At 69.2% G+C, this 19,234-nt stretch carries 18 protein-coding genes; 10 read left to right on the top strand and 8 right to left on the bottom strand.

Features of this window, described 5'->3' with window-relative positions; translation table 11 throughout:
• From EXU32_RS01770 to EXU32_RS01760, 3 genes are all read left to right on the top strand, one after another.
• On the top strand, window positions 1–1,242 hold the full coding sequence (locus EXU32_RS01770) for a DUF4185 domain-containing protein (protein WP_130628350.1): 1,242 nt from the start codon (window positions 1–3) through the stop codon (window positions 1,240–1,242).
• Window positions 1,239–2,141, top strand: a complete 903-nt coding sequence (locus EXU32_RS01765) for an A/G-specific adenine glycosylase (RefSeq protein ID WP_130628349.1) — start codon at window positions 1,239–1,241, stop codon at window positions 2,139–2,141. Before EXU32_RS01770 ends, EXU32_RS01765 begins: the two co-directional genes overlap by 4 nt.
• A gap of 151 nt (window positions 2,142–2,292) precedes the next feature.
• Window positions 2,293–3,579, top strand: a complete 1,287-nt coding sequence (locus EXU32_RS01760; protein ID WP_130628348.1) for an ISL3 family transposase — start codon at window positions 2,293–2,295, stop codon at window positions 3,577–3,579.
• Between the two features lie 125 nt (window positions 3,580–3,704).
• Here EXU32_RS01760 and EXU32_RS01755 read toward each other — a convergent pair whose 3' ends face one another.
• The gene (locus EXU32_RS01755) at window positions 3,705–4,202 is read right to left on the bottom strand and encodes an amino-acid N-acetyltransferase (protein WP_130628347.1); all 498 of its coding nucleotides are present in this window, start codon (window positions 4,200–4,202) and stop codon (window positions 3,705–3,707) included.
• A gap of 1,404 nt (window positions 4,203–5,606) precedes the next feature.
• Between EXU32_RS01755 and EXU32_RS01750 the strand changes: the two genes are divergently transcribed.
• From EXU32_RS01750 to EXU32_RS01740, 3 genes are read left to right on the top strand one after another with little or no spacing between them, the layout of a single operon-like run.
• Complete coding sequence (locus EXU32_RS01750) at window positions 5,607–5,981, top strand: ArsR/SmtB family transcription factor (RefSeq protein ID WP_130628346.1); 375 nt, start codon at window positions 5,607–5,609, stop codon at window positions 5,979–5,981.
• Window positions 5,978–6,475: an SRPBCC family protein gene (locus tag EXU32_RS01745; RefSeq protein ID WP_130628345.1), complete on the top strand. Its 498-nt coding sequence runs from the start codon at window positions 5,978–5,980 to the stop codon at window positions 6,473–6,475. Before EXU32_RS01750 ends, EXU32_RS01745 begins: the two co-directional genes overlap by 4 nt.
• Window positions 6,472–7,053 (top strand): TIGR03086 family metal-binding protein, encoded by a 582-nt coding sequence (locus EXU32_RS01740; protein WP_130628344.1) that lies wholly within the window; start codon window positions 6,472–6,474, stop codon window positions 7,051–7,053. The genes EXU32_RS01745 and EXU32_RS01740 overlap by 4 nt, the downstream gene beginning before the upstream one ends.
• Window positions 7,054–7,265: 212 nt before the next feature.
• Here the strand turns inward: EXU32_RS01740 and EXU32_RS01735 are convergent, their stop codons facing one another.
• The 3 genes from EXU32_RS01735 to EXU32_RS01725 form a co-directional block, all read right to left on the bottom strand.
• On the bottom strand, window positions 7,266–9,788 hold the full coding sequence (locus EXU32_RS01735) for an ATP-dependent Clp protease ATP-binding subunit (RefSeq protein WP_130628343.1): 2,523 nt from the start codon (window positions 9,786–9,788) through the stop codon (window positions 7,266–7,268).
• A 158-nt stretch (window positions 9,789–9,946) separates the two neighbouring features.
• The gene (locus tag EXU32_RS01730; protein ID WP_130628342.1) at window positions 9,947–10,261 is read right to left on the bottom strand and encodes an antibiotic biosynthesis monooxygenase family protein; all 315 of its coding nucleotides are present in this window, start codon (window positions 10,259–10,261) and stop codon (window positions 9,947–9,949) included.
• A 61-nt stretch (window positions 10,262–10,322) separates the two neighbouring features.
• A complete protein-coding gene (locus EXU32_RS01725; protein ID WP_130628341.1) occupies window positions 10,323–11,021 on the bottom strand; it encodes a DUF4328 domain-containing protein in 699 nt (232 codons plus the stop codon).
• Between the two features lie 84 nt (window positions 11,022–11,105).
• Between EXU32_RS01725 and EXU32_RS01720 the strand changes: the two genes are divergently transcribed.
• Window positions 11,106–11,693: a flavin reductase family protein gene (locus tag EXU32_RS01720; protein ID WP_130628340.1), complete on the top strand. Its 588-nt coding sequence runs from the start codon at window positions 11,106–11,108 to the stop codon at window positions 11,691–11,693.
• Here EXU32_RS01720 and EXU32_RS01715 read toward each other — a convergent pair whose 3' ends face one another.
• From EXU32_RS01715 to EXU32_RS01700, 4 genes are all read right to left on the bottom strand, one after another.
• Window positions 11,694–12,518 carry an Fpg/Nei family DNA glycosylase gene (locus EXU32_RS01715; RefSeq protein WP_130628339.1) on the bottom strand — a complete coding sequence of 275 codons (825 nt, stop codon included), beginning with the start codon at window positions 12,516–12,518 and terminating at the stop codon, window positions 11,694–11,696.
• A gap of 13 nt (window positions 12,519–12,531) precedes the next feature.
• The gene (locus tag EXU32_RS01710; RefSeq protein ID WP_130628338.1) at window positions 12,532–13,470 is read right to left on the bottom strand and encodes a Ku protein; all 939 of its coding nucleotides are present in this window, start codon (window positions 13,468–13,470) and stop codon (window positions 12,532–12,534) included.
• 108 nt (window positions 13,471–13,578) lie between these two features.
• Window positions 13,579–14,793, bottom strand: coding sequence for an L-2-hydroxyglutarate oxidase (gene lhgO / locus EXU32_RS01705; RefSeq protein WP_130628337.1), 1,215 nt, complete (start codon window positions 14,791–14,793; stop codon window positions 13,579–13,581).
• A 24-nt stretch (window positions 14,794–14,817) separates the two neighbouring features.
• Entirely contained in the window at window positions 14,818–16,704 is a 1,887-nt protein-coding gene (locus EXU32_RS01700; RefSeq protein ID WP_130628336.1) for a hypothetical protein, read from the bottom strand.
• A 106-nt stretch (window positions 16,705–16,810) separates the two neighbouring features.
• Here EXU32_RS01700 and EXU32_RS01695 point away from each other — a divergent pair, with 106 nt between their 5' ends.
• The 3 genes from EXU32_RS01695 to EXU32_RS01685 all read left to right on the top strand — a co-directional run bounded on the left by EXU32_RS01695 (window position 16,811) and on the right by EXU32_RS01685 (window position 19,148).
• A complete protein-coding gene (locus EXU32_RS01695; protein ID WP_347400285.1) occupies window positions 16,811–17,008 on the top strand; it encodes a hypothetical protein in 198 nt (65 codons plus the stop codon).
• Window positions 17,005–17,748 (top strand): ABC transporter ATP-binding protein, encoded by a 744-nt coding sequence (locus EXU32_RS01690; protein ID WP_130628335.1) that lies wholly within the window; start codon window positions 17,005–17,007, stop codon window positions 17,746–17,748. Before EXU32_RS01695 ends, EXU32_RS01690 begins: the two co-directional genes overlap by 4 nt.
• A 74-nt stretch (window positions 17,749–17,822) precedes the next feature.
• A complete protein-coding gene (locus tag EXU32_RS01685) occupies window positions 17,823–19,148 on the top strand; it encodes a hypothetical protein (protein WP_130628334.1) in 1,326 nt (441 codons plus the stop codon).
• The last annotated feature ends 86 nt before the right edge of the window (window positions 19,149–19,234 follow it).

The following is a 19,234-nucleotide window of genomic DNA, read 5'->3' as shown; positions in this document are numbered from 1 at the left end:
GTGGGTCGCTTCCTGGTCTCGCTGACCGCCGGGATCCTCGTCATCCTCGGTGGCTGGGTCGGATGGTCCCGAGCCGACTCCGTCGACGACCTCCTGGCCGACGCCAGCTCGGTGGTGGCCCCCTCGACCGACCCGACCTCGTCCACTCACGGCGCGGCCTCCTCGCTGCCCACGGACGCCGACGGGTCCATCTCGCTGCTGGACAGCCCGGCCAGCCCACCCTGCAGCCGGCCCCGACCGATCGGCGCGGGCGGGATGAACCGACTCATGGAGCAGCTCGACGGCGAGCCGCGCCTGCAGGGAGGCGACCACGGCGGCAGCGTCGCGCTGGCCGACGGGCGGCGGCTCTTCGTCTACGGCGACACCATCCGCGACCCGGTGAGCGTCTCCCCCTTCATGGTCCGCAACTCGGCCCTCGTGACCAACCGGGGGTGCGTGACGGCGTTGGCCGGTCCGTCCGGCGATGCCTTCATCCCCGACGACGCCGACAACACCGGGTACTGGCCGCTGTCGCTGCGGTCGGTCGCGGTCACCGGTGGTACCCGCGTGCAGATCATCACCAACCGGGTCCGCCAGACCGGCGACGACGCCGTCTTCCAGACCCTCGGGTCCTCGCTCGTGACCCTCGAGGCACCGACCGGCCGCCTGCCGCAGGTCGTCGACCAGCAGCCGCTCGCCGAGGACACGACCGACCCCCGGGTGCCCACCTGGGGCGCCGCGATGTGGGACCACGACGGCCGCGTCTACGTCTTCGGCACGGCCAGCAACGCGACCAAGACCACGGCCGGGTGGTCCCTGCACGTCGCCCGCACGATGCCCGACGACCTCGGCGACATGGACCGCTGGGAGTACTGGGACGGCACCCGGTGGGCGGGGCGGGACGAGGTGCCGGCGCGGGGCAGCGCCGCCCTGATCCCCGCGGAGCAGGGTGTGTCGCACGTGCTGTCGGTCTTCGAGCGCGGCGGCTCCTGGTACGCGGTGAGCAAGGAGGGCGACTACCTGGGCCGATCGCTCGCGGTGTGGAAGGCTCCCTCCGTCACGGGCCCGTGGACCAAGCACGTCATCGAGCCGCTGGACAACTCCGACGGCATCCTGCGCTACACGCCCCTGGCCCATCCCGACTTCGTGACCCCTGCGGGGACGCTGCTCATCTCGTGGAGCGAGTCACCCGTGGACCACGGTCTCTACCGCACCAACCCGCAACTGTACCGGCCCCGCTTCCAGGAGATCATCCTCCCGTGACGACTCCAACCCCGTCGGCCGCCGCCGGTCCCGCGCTGCACTCCGCAGTCCTGGACTGGTACTCCCAGCACGGCCGCGACCTGCCCTGGCGGGACCCGGACTGCACGCCCTGGGGCATCTATCTCTCCGAGGTGATGTCCCAGCAGACGCCGGTCGCCCGGGTCCAGCCCGTCTGGGAGCGGTGGCTGCAGCGGTGGCCGACCCCCGCGGCGCTGGCAGCGGACTCCCCCGGCGAGGCCGTGCGCATGTGGGACGGGCTCGGCTACCCCCGGCGGGCGCTGCGGCTGTGGGAGTCGGCGCGGGTCATGGTCGAGCAGCACGGCGGCCAGGTCCCGCGCGATCACGAGGACCTGCTCGCGCTGCCGGGCGTGGGCGCCTACACGGCGGCGGCCGTCGCGTCCTTCGCGTACGAGGATCCGCGCACGGTCGTGGACACCAATGTGCGTCGCGTGCTGGCGCGGACAGTCACGGGGACACAGCACGCGGCCCCGGCGCTCACCGCTGCCGAGATGCGCCTGGCGCAGGCATCGATGCCGGCCGACCGCGACGACGCCAACGCGTGGAATGCCGCGTCCATGGAGCTCGGGGCGCTCATCTGCACCGCCCGCTCCCCCAAGTGCCTCGAGTGTCCCGTCGTGCACCTGTGCGCGTGGCAGCTCGCCGGACGACCCGAGCACGAGGGGCCCGCCCGTCGCGGACAGGCCTGGCACGGCACCGATCGGCAGGTCCGCGGCCGCATCGTCCAGCTGCTGCGCGAGAGTCCAGACCCGGTCTCGCGCGGTGCCCTGGGCACGGCCTGGCCTGACGACGAGAGCAAGCTCGAGCGCTGCCTCGCAGCCCTCGTCGACGACGGACTGGTCGAGCCACGCGGGGGCGACCGCTACTCCCTACCCAGCTGAGCGGTCCTCCCCCTTCGCCCCACCGCACGACCTTAAGGGGCTCTCCGTGGTTCGTGGTGAAGGAGAGGTCCGCGTCGTAGCGGCGTAGGAGCTCGTGGCCCTGCTGTGATGGGTGTTGTCGAGACATCCAAGAACAGAGGACCACGAGCCTGTGCACGAGCCTACGGTCTCGCGGCGTGATGCTGCGAGCACGATCTTCAACCTGCCCGGCTACCGCGTCATCGACGCCGTCGACCTGCCCGATGTTGGCCGGCGGGTGACGGTGGCCTCGACCGACCCGCCGGGGTGCCCTGGGTGTGGAGTGATCGCGACGAAGGTCCACTCTCGTCGTCTGCAGCGAGTCCGGGACGTCCCGGTCGCCGGCGCTGTGGAGGTGGTGTGGGCCAAGCGGCGCTGGTTCTGCTCCGAGCCGCGGTGTGGCAGAGGCACGTTCGCCGAGGCCACCAGGCAGGTTCCGCGGTTCGCGCGCTCGACCAGGCGGTTGAAGGACCAGGTCGTGGCCGCGGTCATCGTCTCCGGTCGCGCTGCCGCGGAGGTCGCCCGCGCCCACCAGATCTCGTGGTGGCTGGTCCAGAGCGCGCTGACGAGCGCGGCGGTCATGCTGCCGGACGTGGACGACGTCGTGGTCACCCGGTTGGGGATCGATGAGCATCGCTACCGCTCGGTGCGCTTCTTCCGCGACCAGAGCGGCGCCTGGCGTCGCTACGAGCCGTGGATGACCACGCTCGTCGACCTGACCACCGGGCAGGTCCTCGGTGTGGTCCAGGGGCGCGACTCGACCGCCGTGGTGGCCTGGCTGGCCGAGCGTTCCCCTGCGTGGCGCGAGCGGGTTCAGGTCGTCGCGATCGACCCCTCGGCGGCGTTCCGCAAGGCGCTGCGCGAGCACCTGCCCCTCGCGGCGATCTCGGTGGACAAGTTCCACCTGGTCAAGCTCGGCCATGACATGGTCACTCGGGTGCGGCAGCGCCTGGCCCGTCAGCAGCACGAGCGACGAGGCCGCAAGAATGACCCGGCATGGGCGCACCGCTTGCTGCTGCTACGCGGCGCGGACACTCTCTCCGAGCGGGCCTGGGCCCGGCTGGACCGGGTCTTCGCCACCGACGACCCGACCGACGAGCTGTCGGCGGCGTGGGCGATCAAGGAACAGCTCCGTCGCCTGCTGACCGTCGATTCGCTCGCCGACGCCTGGGAAGAGCGGATGCGCCTGGGCTACTACGTGATGGTCGCCGACATGCCAGAGACCACCGCGCTGTACGAGACGGTCGTGGCGTGGTGGGACGCCATCGAAGTCCTCGTCGTCACCGGCGCCACCACTGCGAAGGTCGAGGCCGCGAACACCGGCATCAAGCAGATCAAACGCACCGGCCGAGGCTTCCGCAACCCGCAGAATTACCGCACCCGTATTCTGCTGACCAGCGCCGCCAGATCAGCAGCGTGAACACCGATCACAGCAGGCCGTTCACCACGAACCGCGAAGAGCCCCTTAAGGAGATGCGGCCCCAGGTGCGCACGACCTTAAGGAAATGCGGCCCCAGGTGCGCACGACCTCAAGGAAATGCGGGGTCAGAGCTGGCGGAGCATCCGGGTGTTGCCGAGGGTGTTGGGCTTGACCCGCTCGAGGTCGAGGAACTCGGCGACACCTTCGTCATAGGAGCGCAGCAGCTCGACGTAGACGTCAGGGTCGACGGCCTGGCCCTCGATCTCGGTGAACCCGTGGCGGGTGAAGAAGTCGGTCTCGAAGGTCAGGCAGAAGAGCCGCTCCACGCCCAGCTCGATCGCGTCCTGGGCGAGGGACTCCAGGAGGGCGCCGCCGACGCCGTGGCCGAGCTGGTCCGCCGCGACGGCGAGGGTGCGGATCTCGGCAAGGTCGTCCCACATGACGTGCAGCGCACCGCAGCCGACGACGCGACCGTCGATCTCCGCGACGCGGAACTCCTGCAGCCCCTCGAAGTAGGCGACCGTGTCCTTGCTGACGAGTACCCGACGCTCGGCCAGCGGCGCCACGAGGGAACGGATCTCGCGCACGTCGCTGGTGCGCGCGCGGCGGATGGTCAGGGTCACCCGGACAAACCTACGCCCCCGCCGGGAGGGCGGGGGCGCAAGTCGGTTACGGCCACTGTCGGCAGCTTCAGCTGGCGGCCTTCAATGCGACAGCACGCCATCGAGTCTGGGATCCGGTGACCACTTTGATTTTCCCAGTCGATGGATCCACGAAGAACTGTCCGAAATTGCGCAATCCGTCGCAGGGAACAGAGTGAACCTCTCCCCCCCCCAAGAACAACGTCAATTTGGCGCCACCCTCGCAGACGAACACCCACTCAATGGTCGCTTGCTTCGAGCCATGCGCATTCGGAAGGGTCTTCGGGCCAGTAGCTTCGAGGGGAACCCCGATCTGACGCGACTTCAATGCTGCCTCTGGGAGAAGTTCGCCTTTGAGATAGTCGACCTTGCTCTCGACAGGCGTCGCTCCGCCGCTGCGAGAATCAGATTTACTTGGTGCCACCGGCGCCTCTGCGTCACAGGCCGCCAAGCTCGCCAACGAGATCACAAACGCTAATAAGGCGATGCTCGGACGAGTGAGCTTGTTAATAGTACAGCCTCCATCCCTTCCGGTACGGCGCATAGAAGTTGAAGTAGGTGCTAGAACCCGTGTTGCAATTGCTATACACGTAGTACCTGCGCATTTCCACATTCTCTTTGTAGACACCGTAGTCACCCTCGAGAGTCGAGTAGGGCTTGACAGAGGAGCTAGCAGTGACACCGATACTGGACGTCATCGACTTGGAGATTCCGGCATTGACCGTGCCTGAAACCTTGGCGAAGATTGCGGCCTTCGCCTCGGCCGTCACGGAGATTGAAGCCGCATAAGTCACTGTGCCTGATGAGTCGGAACGGAATGTGCCGTTAATCGTTCGGGATGTCCCGTTGGTCACGAAAGCTCGGTCGTGGACTTTCATGGAGTTGGCTGTGTTTCGGTACACCCGATACTGCGTCCCGGGAGGGCAGTAAACACCGCACAATCGAGCGCTTGAGGAGCGCTCGGCTTCGGCGCCAACCAGGGCACCGCACGCGTCCTCTGGATCGACGTCTGGCTCAGGCGCGGGCGGCGCTGTCCCTTCGTCAAGAACGACGTCATCACTGGGAACTGGCTGGTCGATCGCATCGCCTGCGTACGCAGGCGCAGCGCTAAACGCTACAAAGAGGGCAGCCGACAATGCCACGGGTACACGCATGTTTCCCCCACTTATTATGATCGGCCATATTGGCCGAAGTGAGGAAAATGTATAGGCCTGGCCCAGCGTCCGCAATCGCTAGCGCGCCCGCTCGGATCTCGAAGTGGTAACAGAACCGGGGCGTACGCCCCGACCACCCCACGGGCGGACGCGCAACCCGCCGATCGACCCTTGACGCCAGGCAACAGTCGGGCCAATATCGCATTCAACGCATCAGTTGATAAGGAGCAGCGTGACAGACCCACCAGACGAATGGCTCTCCCGGGCCTTCGCCGCGCTCTCCGACCCCGTCCGGCGGGACATCATCGCCCGCCTCACCGTCGGTGACGCCACCGTCTCCGACCTCGCCGCCCCCTACGACATGAGCCTCCAGGCCGTCAGCAAGCACGTGAAGGTCCTGGCCGATGCCGGGCTCGTCAGCCAGCGCAAGGAGGCCCAACGCCGCCCGGTCCACCTCGAGAGCCGAGCGCTGGCCGAGATGACCGGCTGGATCGAGCGGCACCAGCAGCGGGCCGAGCAGCGCATGACCCGCCTCGAGGAGGTCCTGGCGGACCTCCCTTCGTCCGACACCACAGGCACGTCCGACACCCACGGAGCAGGACAATGAATCAGACCACCGACCACATCACCACGGCCACCATCGAGGCCGACCCCGAGCTGCCCGTCATCCGCATCACCCGGGACTTCCGGGCAACGCCGGCACAGCTCTTCACCGCCCACACCGACCCGGACGTCTACGCGAGGTGGGTCGGGCCCGACTCGGTCGGCACCGTCATCGACCACTGGGACGCGCGCACCGGGGGCAGCTACCGCTTCCTCAACACGCGCGGCGACGAGGAGTACGGCTTCCACGGCAGCTTCCACGAGGTCTCCCCCGAGCGCATCGTGCAGACCTTCACCTTCGAGGGCCACCCCGAGGGCGTCTCGCTGGAGACGATGACCTTCGAGGAGCTCGGCGACGGGTGGACGCGCGTGCATGGCCACTCGCTCGTCGGCACCTTCGAGGCACGGGAGATGATGCTCGCCTCCGGCATGGAGGTCGGCATCAACGAGGGCTACGCAGCCCTCGACCGGATGCTCGCCGCCGGGGAGCTCGCGTGACCTCGCTGACCGAGATGTCCGTCGTGGACCGCTACCGGTCCGCTGCCAGCTCCTTCTCCGACAAGGTGGCGGGGACCCATGACTGGGACGCACCCACACCGGTCGCCGAGTGGCGGGCCCGCGACGTGGTCGGTCACCTGACGACCTGGCTGCCGGCACTCGTCTCGTCGGGCAGCCCGGTCACCTTCGAGCCGGTGCCCTCCGCCGACGAGGACCCCGTCAGCGCCTGGGCGCAGACCGACGCCCAGGTGCTGGCCCTCCTGGAGGACCCGGCGAGCCAGGAGATCACCTTCGCCCACGAGCACATCGGCGAGCTGCCGCTGCCGGCCATGCTCGACCGGTTCTTCGCCAGCGACGTCGTCTTCCACACCTGGGACCTCGCCCGGGCCACGGGCCAGGACGACCAGCTCGACGAGGGCTTCATCGCCGGCGCGCTCGAGGGGATGTCCGCGCAGGGCGAGATGATCCGCGGGTCCGGGCAGTTCGGCCAGGCCCAGCCGGTGCCTGAGGACGCCACCGTGCAGGAGCGCTTCTTCGCCTTCATCGGGCGCGACCCGAGGTGGACGCCGTCGGCGTGAGGCGTCGCCGCGCATGACGAAGGGAGGGCCCCACCGTGTGGTGGGACCCTCCCTTCGATGTTGAATCCTTGCCCCTTCGCCCCCTTCGAGACGCTCGCTGCGCGAGCTCCTCAGGGAGCGTGGCGGACGCTCAGGAAGCGTGGCGGACGCTCAGGAAGCGTGGCGGACGCTCAGGGGGCGTGGCGGATGCTCGGGGGGCGTGGCGGGCGGGATCAGCTCCCGGCGCCACCGTCACCGGCTCCGAGGAGCGGGACGTCGAGCTCGCCCATCTTGGGTGCACCTTTGAAGGTGAAGACCGCTGCCTTGCCCTCGCCCTCGACGTCCACCGCGACGATCTCGCCGGCAGAGAGGTCGCCGAAGAGGATCTTCTCGGACAGCACGTCCTCGATCTCGCGCTGGATGGTCCGCTTGAGCGGACGCGCACCGAGCACCGGGTCGTAGCCGCGCTTGGCGAGCAGCTCCTTGGCCGCGGGCATGAGCTCGATGCCCATGTCCTTGTCCTTGAGCCGCAGGTCGAGCTTGGCGACCTCGAGGTCGACGATCTGCACGATCTCCTCGGGGCTCAGCTGCGGGAAGACGATCGTGTCGTCCACGCGGTTGAGGAACTCGGGGCGGAAGTGCTGCTTCAGCTCGTCGGTGACCTTGTCCTTCATCCGCTCGTAGCTCGACTGCTTGTCGGAGCCGGAGGTGAAGCCCAAGGACCCCTTGGAGATGTCCCGGGTACCGAGGTTGGTCGTCATGATGATGATCGTGTTCTTGAAGTCGACCATCCGGCCCTGGGAGTCGGTCAGACGCCCGTCCTCGAGGACCTGCAGCAGCGAGTTGAAGATCTCCGGGTGCGCCTTCTCGACCTCGTCGAAGAGGACCACCGAGAAGGGCTTGCGGCGCACCTTCTCCGTCAGCTGGCCACCCTCGTCGTAACCGACGTAGCCGGGGGGCGAGCCGAAGAGACGGCTGACCGTGTGCTTCTCGGAGTACTCCGACATGTCGAGCGTGATGAGGCTGTCCTCGTCGCCGAAGAGGAACTCCGACAGCGCCTTGGCCAGCTCGGTCTTGCCGACACCGGTCGGACCGGCGAAGATGAACGAGCCACCCGGACGACGCGGGTCCTTCAGACCAGCGCGCGTGCGACGGATCGCCTGCGAGATGCCCTTGATGGCCTCGTCGTTGCCGACGACCCGCTTGTGCAGCTCGGCCTCCATGTTGAGCAGTCGGCTCGACTCCTCCTCGGAGAGCTTGAAGACGGGGATACCGGTCGAGGCAGCGAGCACCTCGGCGATCAGCTCCTCGTCGACCTCGGCGACGACATCCATGTCGCCGGCCTTCCACTCCGCCTCGCGCTTGGCCTTCTCCGCGAGCAGGTTCTTCTCGTCATCGCGCAGGCTCGCCGCCTTCTCGAAGTCCTGGCCGTCGATGGCCGACTCCTTCTCGAGGCGGACCTTGGCGACCTTGTCGTCGAACTCCTTCAGCTCCGGCGGAGCCGTCATCCGGCGGATGCGCAGCCGCGCGCCCGCCTCGTCGATGAGGTCGATCGCCTTGTCCGGGAGGAAGCGATCGTTGATGTAGCGGTCGGCCATCGTGACCGCGGCGACGATCGCCGGGTCGGTGATGGTCACCTTGTGGTGCGCCTCGTAGCGGTCGCGCAGGCCCTTGAGCATCTCGATGGCGTGCGGCAGCGACGGCTCCGCGACCTGGATCGGCTGGAAGCGACGCTCCAGGGCCGAGTCCTTCTCGATGTGCTTGCGGTACTCGTCGAGCGTCGTCGCACCGATGGTCTGCAGCTCACCACGGGCGAGCATCGGCTTCAGGATGCTCGCGGCGTCGATCGCGCCCTCGGCGGCCCCCGCCCCGACGAGGGTGTGGATCTCGTCGATGAAGAGGATGATGTCGCCGCGGGTCTTGATCTCCTTGAGCACCTTCTTCAGGCGCTCCTCGAAGTCACCGCGGTAGCGGCTGCCGGCCACGAGCGAGCCGAGGTCGAGCGTGTAGAGCTGCTTGTCCTTCAGCGTCTCGGGCACGTTGTCGTCGACGATGTCCTGGGCCAGCCCCTCGACGACGGCCGACTTGCCGACGCCGGGCTCACCGATGAGGACAGGGTTGTTCTTGGTGCGTCGCGAGAGCACCTGCATGACGCGCTCGATCTCCTGCTCACGCCCGATGACCGGGTCGAGCTGGCCCTCACGAGCAGCCTGCGTCAGGTTGCGACCGAACTGGTCGAGCACCAGGGAGCCCGCGGGCTGACCCTCGGCGGGGCCTGCACCGGCGCCGACACCCGCGGCCTGTCCCTCCTTGCCACCCTGGTAGCCCGAGATGAGCTGGATGACGGTCTGGCGCACGCGCCCGAGGTCGGCCCCGAGCTTGACGAGGACCTGGGTGGCGACACCCTCGCCCTCGCGGATCAGGCCGAGCAGGATGTGCTCGGTCCCGATGTAGTTGTGGCCGAGCTGCAGCGCCTCACGGAGGGAGAGCTCGAGGACCTTCTTGGCACGGGGGGTGAAGGGAATGTGCCCCGACGGTGCCTGCTGGCCGGGACCGATGATGTCCTGGACCTGCTCACGGACGGCATCCAGGGAGATGCCGAGCGACTCGAGTGCCTTGCTGGCCACCCCTTCGCCCTCGTGGATCAGGCCGAGCAGGATGTGCTCGGTCCCGATGTAGTTGTGGTTGAGGAGGCGCGCCTCCTCCTGGGCGAGGACGACGACCCGGCGGGCCCGGTCGGTGAACCGTTCGAACATGGGATCTCCCCTTCACGTGGTGCTCTGACCTCGATGCTAACCGTGCCCGCTGCCTGAGCCGGGCGGCGAGCCTCTCACGGGGTCACAACGCAGGTACCCCCAACCCTGTTCCATGACACGGCGGGGTGCACCCCGTGTTCGCTCTCAGCGGATCGCGCTCACTCCGCCGTGGGGGCCGGGACGTCGATGACGACGTCGAAGCCGAGCAGCTCGGCGCCCGTCGCCACCGGCTTCTTGGCCTCACCGGAGTGGGCTGCGCGCGCGTCCCCGTCACGCCAGGCGGCGAAGGACTCCTCGTCGGCCCAGCGGGTGACGACGAAGTAGCGGTCACCACCCTCGGTCGGGCGCAGCAGCTGGAAGCCCTCGAAGCCGGGCGCCTTGTCGACAGTCCCCTGCCGGGCAGCGAAGCGACGCTCCATCTCCTCGCGGGCCTGCTCGGGGACGCTGATGGCGTTGATCTTGACGATGCTCATGGCCCCCATCCTCCCCCCAGGTGCATCGTCACGAGCCACGAAATCACCAGAGCCAGCAACGTCAGCGTGCTGACGTGGCCGGCGGCGTCTGGGCTGCCGAGGGGGTCGGGGTGTGCACAGCCCGGTGCGCATCGCGGCTGACGCGCGCCACGACCGCCCACCATGTCGGCAGGGCCACGAGCAGGAGCAACGCCGCGATGCAGGTGCCGAGCACCCAGCTGCCGATCTGGTCGGGCGTCATGAGGTCACCGCCCATGCGGGAGCTGGCGTTGCCGAGGACGATCGCCACGAGCCAGGCCGTCCACCAGACCGTCAGGAGTCGTCGGGGTGACGCTCCGCGCATGGCGGACAACGAGTCGCTGACCACCTGGAGCGGGAACCAGAGGTTGACGATCGGGACGACCCAGCCGAGGACGGCCCACACGTCCGAGCGTCGGTAGGGGTACCGGGGATCGACCGCGCGTGCGACACCACGCACGCCGAGCAGCCAGATCGACCCGGCCAGCCAGGCGCAGATCATGAGCACGATCTGGGCGCCGCCCAGCACCGTGAGGATGACGAAGCCGCGTGACGCGTCGCCTGTGCCCTCGACGTAGGCCTGCATCTCCCCCTTCGTCACGACGGCGACGACCGCGGTGACGAGCGCGACCACCGTCCAGCCCACGGCGGTTCCCACCGCCAGCCGGGCGGAGAGGACCGGTGCCGTGACGGGCAGTGGCGGGTTCGACGTGGTGGCAGGGGCGCTGGCGATCTGGCTCATGCCGTCGAAACTAGGCTCGGCCGACGATCGTCGCTCGCCGTCAGGTCGATGCCTGTGGACAACCGTCGAACCTAGGCTGTCCCCATGCGCACGGTCTTCGACGTCAGCGACCCCGACACCAACGCCTACGCGTTGCTCACGTCCGTGGTCGTGCCCCGGCCGATCGCGTGGATCACGAGCATCGGGTCGGACGGTGTCGGCAACCTCGCGCCCCACTCCTTCTTCAACGTCGCGTGCGCACGCCCCCCGATCGTCAGCTTCACCTCGGTGGGTCGCAAGGACACGCTGCGCAATGTCCTGCAGACGCAGCACTTCGTGATCAACCTCGTGAGCGAGGAGCTCGCGGACCTCGCCAACGCGAGCAGCGCTCCCTTCGACCCGTCGGTGGACGAGGCGGACACGCTCGGGATCACCCTCGAGCCGAGCGAGCTCGTCCCCGTGCCGCGCGTGGCGGACTCACCGGTGTCCATCGAGTGCCGCCTGCACTCGAGCATCAAGCTGGGCAACAGCCACCTCGTCCTCGGCGACGTCCTGGCGATCACCGTCCGCGACGACGCCCTCGTCGATGGTCACCCGAGCATGGCGGCGCTGCGCCCGATGTCCCGGCTCGGCCGCGACGAGTGGGGGCGACCGCCCGAGGTGGTCCACCTGACTCGACCCGAGCGAGCCTGATCAGCTGCGCCGCTGGCAGTTCCCGCACCAGTACAACGTGCGACCGGCGACGTCCTTGGCCTTGACCTGCGACCCGCAGCGGTCGCACTCCTGACCGGTCCGCTTGTAGACGTAGCTGGTCCGCTCGGTGAGGTGCACGTCCTCCCCCTTCGCCAGGGCGGACTCGACCTGCTCGACCTGCTCGTCGACGGTCACGATGCGACTCGTGGCGACACCGAGCGGGAGCAGGCGACGCAGGTCCGCCCAGATGAGGTCCCAGGAGGCGCGCTTGAGACGCTCCCCCGGTGTCGCCGGGTTGATCTGGTGCCGGTGCAGCACCTCGCACCGGTAGACATTGCCGACGCCGGCGAGCACGTCCTGCTCCATGAGCAGCGCCGCGATCGACTTGCGTGAGCGGTGGATCCGCTCCCACGCCGGCCCCCCGTCGGTGTCCCGCAACGGATCCGGGCCGAGCTTGGCGTGGACCGCGTCCTCCTGCTCGGGCGTGATCACGGCACAGGTCATCGGTCCGCGCAGGTTCGCGACGTGCTCGTCCGTCGCGATCCGGCAGCGGACCTGCCCGACGACCGGCTGCTCCCCCACGTACGCCGCGGAGTCGATGGTGAAGGTGCCGATGAGCCCGAGGTGCACGTGCAGGATCCGCTCGCCGGCAAATTCCACGAAGAGGTGCTTGCCGTGCGCCCGCGCCTCCACCAGCTGGTGGTCGGTCAGCAGCGCCGCGCCAGCGCCGAATCGGCCCTGCGGTGAGGACACCTCGACGACCTGCCCGGCAAAGGTGCCGTGCAGGTCGCGAGCGAGACGATGGAGGGTGTGGCCTTCAGGCATGACGAAGGGAGTCTCAGCTCGCCTTCTTCTTCGGGGCCGACTTCTTCGCCGTCGACTTCTTGGCAGGGGCCTTCTTCGCGGCCGCCTTCTTCGTGGTCGACTTCTTGGCCGCGCTCTTCTTGGCCGGGGCCTTCTTCGCCGGAGCCTTCGTGGCCGGAGCGCTCGACGTGCTCTCTCCCCGCGACGCCTTCGCCTTCTCCACCGACCGGGCGAGTGCGGCGAGTAGGTCGACGACCTCGCCGGACTCCTCCTCCTCGACCTCGGGCTGCTGGACCTCGCCCCCTTCGAGCTTGGCCTTGACGAGCGCCTCGACGGCGAGCGCGTAGTCGTCCTCGTACTCGTCCGGGTCGTAGTCGCCAGCGAGCTCGTCGATCAGCATGCGGGCCATCGACATCTCCTTGTCGCTGACCTCCTGGTCCTCGACCGTCGCGAAGTCCGCCGCCCGGATCTCGTCGGGCCAGAGCATCGTCTGCATGACGATGACGCCATCGCGGACACGCAGGACGGCCATCGTCATCCGGGTGCGGATCGAGACGGTGACGATCGCCATGCGGCCCTGGACCTCGAGCGCCTCGCGCAGCAGCACATAGGGCTTGGTCGCGGACTTGTCCGGCTCGAGGTAGTAGCTCTTGTCCAGGAGCATCGGATCGATCTGGTCCTCGGGGACGAACTTCTCGACGCTGATCTCCTTGCTGGAGCGCGTCGGGAGATCAGCCATGTCCTCGTCCGTCAGGACGATCATGCTGCCGTCCTCGGTCTCGTACCCCTTGGCGATGTCGTCGTAGGCGACCTCCTCGCCGTCCTTGCTGCAAAACCGCTTGTACTTGATCCGGCCCCCGTCGGTGCGGTGCACCTGACGGAACTGGACGTCGTGGTTCTCCGTCGCCGAGTACAGGCGGACCGGGACGTTGACGAGGCCGAAGGAGACCGCACCCTTCCAGATTGCACGCATGGGTCCAGCATGCCTGCTCGCGCCGACGACGTCACGGCCGAAGGGGGCCGCGCCCCGACCCGACCGTGGTTCAGCGCCCCGCGCGTCCTTCAGCGCCCCGAGCGTCGTTCAGCGCCTCGAGCGTCGGGCCATGGCCTCGGCCACGACGTGCTCGGCGATCGCCAGTGCAGAGGTCGCGCCGGGCGAGGGCGCGTTGCGCACGAGCACCACCCGGTCGGTGCCGGTGATGACGAAGTCGTCGACGAGACGCCCGTCCTCGCCCATCGCCTGCGCCCGCACGCCCCTCGTCCCGCGGACGGCACCGGAGGTGTCGAGCCCGGGCACGTACTTGCGGGCCTCGGCGACGAACTGCCTCGAGCTGAGCGCGGTGCGCGACTCCCTCACTGCCGCAGGCAGGTTCGCGGCAGCGAAGCGCCAGAACCCCGAGAAGCCCACGACGTCGAGGACGTCCGCGGGAACCGGCGCACGACGGCCGTAGGACTCGCGCCCGAGCGAGAGGAAGGCATTGGGGCCGAGCGTCAGCACACCGTCGACGCGCGGCGTGACGTGCACGCCGAGGAAGGGGTAGCGCGGGTCCGGCACCGGGTAGACCATCCCCCGCACCGCCGCGCGCTGCTCGCGCGGCAGCACGAAGTAGTCCCCGTAGAAGGGCACGATCCGCGGGCTGCGCGACTCACCGACCATGGCCGCGAGCCGATCGCTCTGCAGACCACCGCACGCGATGACGAGGTCGTACTCACCCCCGTCGGAGGCCCCCTTCGCCATCGTCTCGACGCACACCCCGGTGCCACGGTCGGCGATGCCGGTCACCTCGTGGCCGAGCCGCACCTCTCCCCCGGCGTCGGTGAGCTGGGCGCCGAGCGCCCGCGTCACGGCGGGGTAGTCGACGATCGCCGTCGTCGGCGAGTGCAGCGCGCGCACCCCCGTGGCACCGGGCTCGATGTCGTGGAGACCGTCACGGTCGACGAGCCGCGCACCGGGCACGCCGTTGGCGACCGCCCGCGCGTGGAGCGCGTCGAGGCGCCCGGCCTGGACCTCGTCGAGGGCGACGACGACCTTGCCGCACTCGTCGTAGGCGATGTCGTGCTCGTCGACGAACTCCCGCAGCAGGCCGACTCCCCTGCGGCACAACGTCGCCTTCATGCTGCCGGGCTCGTAGTACAGGCCGGCGTGGACGACCCCGCTGTTGTGCCCGGTCTGGTGCCCGGCGAGGTGGCCCTCCTTGTCGAGCAGGGTCACGGTGGCGTCGTGCTCACGGGCGAGCAGGCGCGCCACGGCCGTACCGATGATGCCGCCGCCGATGACGGCCACGCGGAGGGTCATGGTCGGTCTCCTCTCGGTCGTCGCCTACGCGTCAGGATCGGGGCGCAGGGCGTAGATCCGCGCGGGTGCGCCACTCTCCGACGCCACGATCAGCCCCAGCCCCTTGCCGGTCACCGCGACGGGGACGCCGTCTGGGTCGACGACGGGCGTGGGGAGCGGCTCGGTGCTCGCTCCCTTCCTCGTCGCGAGGGAGCTGCGGGACCACGCCCGGTCGTCGAGGATCCGGATGGTCGACCAGTCCTGGCCCAGCTGGCTCTTCTTGCCGCTCGCCAGGTCGATGGCCTCGGTCCCGGCCGTGGCCCAGGACCCGTCCGGGGAGATGCTGAAGTCCTCCTGCGCGACCCGTCCGGGCACGGTCATCTTCCACGCCACGCTCATCTGGTCCGAGACGTCGTACCCGACCAGGTGGGTCGTCTGGTTGCTGCGGGTCCAGTTGACCACGAGGGTCGTACCCCCGACGCCGAGCACCGTGCCCGGCAAGGACCCGTAGGCCGGCGGGGTGAGCAGCGTGCCCGTGGTGACGTCGCCACCATCGCCGGAGGACCACCAGTGGCCCGCCGAGCCGACGGACAGCACCCGCCCCTCCTCGTCTGCAGCGACAGGGCGACCGCTCGACGGCAGGGTGCGCTTGCGCAGGTCGCCGTCGTGCAGGACGAGTGCGGTGAGGGTGTCCTCGTTGGCGAGCAGCGGCACCGGGCTGCCGGCGACGAGCACGAGGTCCGCCTCGGTGAAGCTCCACGTCTGCGGCGTCGGCGCCCCGCCGGTCGCGTCGAGGTCGGTCCAGAGCAAGAGGTCGTTGGCCGTGGCCGCGATGACGGCCGGCTCGTCCTTCCAGGTGATCAGCTGGGGCGGGCCGGTGAGTGCAGCGCCGACCGGGCTCGACCAGATCTCGGTACCGTCCGAGCCACGCAGCGCGGTGATGTCCGGCGAGGCCGGGTCACCGGTGGTGGTGATCGCCGTCCCCTCGGCAAAGAGCACCGTGGGCGCCTGGTCGCCCGACGCGATGGGCGGCGAGGTCCACGCCGTCTGGCTCGTCCACCCGTGCACCGGGCCCACCGGCGAGAGTCCCGGGGTCGAGGTCGTGGAGTCGTCGCCCCACGGCACGCCCCCCGCGAGGACGAAGGGGGTGACCCCCAGCGCCACGACCACGGCCACCGCGGCAGCGAGCAGCGCCCAGCGACCTCGGCGCGGCGACGAAGTGGGAGCGGGTGCCCCCCAGGTGCTCGGCGGGCCGGCCCAGGTCCCTGCCGGCGCCGTGCCGGGTCCAGCGGCTGGTCCGCCACCGGCTGGCCCCCCCGCGAAGAGGTCCCGCACGTCGATGCGGGGCTGGGTGTCCATCTCGTCCTCGGGCACCTCGTCCTCACCGACGACCTGCATCACCCCGTCCCACGCGAGGCGGGAGGCCTGCGGGAGCGCGGCCTGCTGGAGCGGGTCGGCCAGCGGGGTGGGGTCGTGGGGCACGACCAGGGTGGCGCGAGCCAGTCCGACAAATCTCGCGGTGACCTCGCTCGGCGCGGGGTGCCCGGCATCCGCCCGGGAGAGGACGACGACTGCCCCGGCGGCCAGAGCCGCTCCGGGGCCACCCCAGCCGTGGAGGGCACGCAACTTGGCCGCTGCGGAGTCGACATCGGCGGTGATCGCGGCGACGACGACCTGGTCGGCCCGGTCGACGACCGCGGCCCAGTGCAGCGGGTGGCTGGCCGTCGCGATGACCAGGCTCCGCGCGCCCCGGGCCAGGCGGTGCGCCACGGTGACCCCGGGGCCTGCGGTGGGCTGCTCGGGTCCTCGGGACAGCAACGAGTAGCCCTCACGGCGGATGGCGGCCGCCGCGAGCATCGACGCAGCAGCGGCAGCGAGCGGCCCCTCGCCGATGACCACGACGGTGCGTTCGTCGCTCTGGTCCTGGTGCACGAGGTCCCCTCCCTGACGTGACTGCTGGCTCGGCGGGGTCCCCACGGTCCCTTTCGCCCCGCGCCACGATATCCCGGTCCGGGCGTGACGGCGGCAGGATGGACCCATGCGCCCGATGCTCGCCACCCTCACCGAGACGGTCCCGGCAGGGCCGGAGTGGGTGCACGAGGTCAAGTGGGACGGCATGCGCATCCTCGCCGAGGCGAAGGGAGGCGGCCTGACCCTGACCAGCCGCTCCGGCCGTGACGTCACCGTCGCCTTCCCCGAGTTGGTCCCGCTGGCCGGCCTAGTATCGATGCCATGAGGCGCCCTCAGTCCGATGCGTTGGAGATCGACGGGTTGACCTTGGCGTATGGGGGCACGAATGTTTTGGAGCAGGCCACGGCGCGATTCGCGGCCGAGATCACCTGTGTCGTTGGCACGAACGGCGCGGGCAAGTCGACGCTGCTGCGCGCACTCGCCACGCTGATCAGACCCGGCGCGGGATCGATTCGATATGGGGAGGTGGACGTGTGGGGTTCCGCGGCGGCGCTGCGGGACTATCGCGCTCAGGTCGGCTGGGTGCCGCAGGAGATCGACATGCCCGGCTCGGCGAGCGTGATTCAGGTCCTGCGGTACGCGGCGTGGTTGAAGGAGCTGCCGAGGCAGGCTTGGCCACACGCAGAGGAGCGTGTCCTAAGCATTACCGGATTGGGTGAGCTCGCTGGTCGGCCGGTCGGCCGACTGTCGGGAGGGCAACGGCGACGAGTGATGCTCGCGGCCGCGCTGATATCCACTCCCCGGATCGTCCTTTTGGACGAACCAACCGTCGGGCTCGACTCCGAACACCGAACTGCGCTGTACGACGCCCTACGGCTAGTCGCGCAAGAGTCGATCGTCGTGCTGTCGACACACCTCCTCGAGGACTTGGCGAGCATCGCCGACGTAGCGATTGAAGCCGTCGGCGGCGGGCTGCGACCGATCGATGCACCCAACTCGGACGTGGATGTCGCTGACCGAGCCGCGTTCTACCTGCGGCGGATGAGCTCGCCACTCACCTCGTGAGTATCGACTTTCGCCCAGCGGCGGGTCGGCGAGGCGGTCAGCCACGCGGGCTCGCCCCTGTGCTGCGTCGGCGGGTGTCCGCGCTCTGGTTGGGGGTCACCATTGTGTGCACCGCAGCCGGCTTGATCATGGTCTGGGCAACCCGGGGCAAATGGTTGGGCTGGCTGCCGGGAACGGTGAGCGCTTCCCAAGATCCGACATTCGTGTGGACCTGCGTCGTGGCCGGCTTCGGCTGTTGGCTGGCCTTGCCCTTGCGCGCGGGCTTCCTGCGTGAGCTGGCAGTCGGGTCAGCGCGTCCAGCGCAGGCTCGTTACCGCGCGAGCGTGGTGGTCAGTGCCACCAGCGGCATGGTCAGCTACCTCACGCTGCTGGCCGCGATGGTGTGGCTGAGCTACTCCAAGGCATCGGACGTCGGGCCGGTGCTGGGCTGGGCATCGGCCGGTCTCATCGCGGTGCAGGTGTGCTCCGCCGTGTGCTGGGCAAGCGTCGGCGTCGCTACAGCTCGGTTCTTACCGGGATTTCTCGCTCTGCCAGTCGCGGTGGCGATCCCTTACGCCTGGAACGCGCTCTTGGTCACCCGAGGCGACGGGGCTACTTGGGCAGCCTTGGCGTCCAACGACGCATCCGGTTGGGATTTCGATTCACCAACGGCCTCGTCCTCGATCGTTCGGGTGGCGTGGTGGCTGGCACTGGCGATGACAGCATTGGCCGTGGCGTGTCTCGGCCGCGCGTGGCTGAGGCCGACCTTGGTGTGCCTGAGTGTCGCGCTGGCAGCCACCATGCTGCTACCGCCGAGTTGGTCCCCGATCGCCGGCAGCACTGACGTGACGTGCGCCGGTGAGGCGCCCCGCATGTGCACACTTGGGAGCTACGCCAACCGTGTGGCCGACTACCAGCGCGCAGCCAAACTGTCGCTGACCCCCCTTCCGTCTCAACTGCGCCCGACAACCATCGGTCCGGATCGGGCCTCGACGGGACCAGCCGGCGCCAGACACGTTGAACAGCCGCCCGAGCCGGTTTATCCAGGAATCGCACACGACGGCTATCTCGTGTGGCAACCGAGCGATGGGCGGTATTCCCCGACCCGACGGGTCGACGTCCAGCGGTGGGAGGCCGAGCTGGCGGTGAGCCTGCTCGTGGGGCCGTGCCTCGATAACAGTGCCAATATCGCGCTGTTGCGGTGGTGGGGGCAGCAACGCTCGATTGACGTCTTCGCCACTGCCGGGTCGGGGCAACAGCCCATGATCGCTCAGGTCCTCGAACCAACGGCGTGGGACAACGCGATCCGCCTCGGTGACCGGCTAGCCGATCTCCCCGACGAACAGGTGCGGGACTGGCTTGCCGGACAGGAACGTCCCCCGACGGATTGCGAGCTTGATGTGGACGACCTGCCGTCGTGAACCCGCCTCTCATGACAGGACTCGGTCCGGGTAGTGCACCGCGGCTAGCGCTGGGCTGGCTGCTCTGGTTCGCCGCGACGTGGGTC

It is taken from the genome of Janibacter limosus (assembly GCF_004295485.1).
GTDB lineage: Bacteria > Actinomycetota > Actinomycetes > Actinomycetales > Dermatophilaceae > Janibacter > Janibacter limosus_A.
Note: the sequence above shows the minus strand (reverse complement) of the source record. Positions and strands in the feature narration are given on the sequence as shown.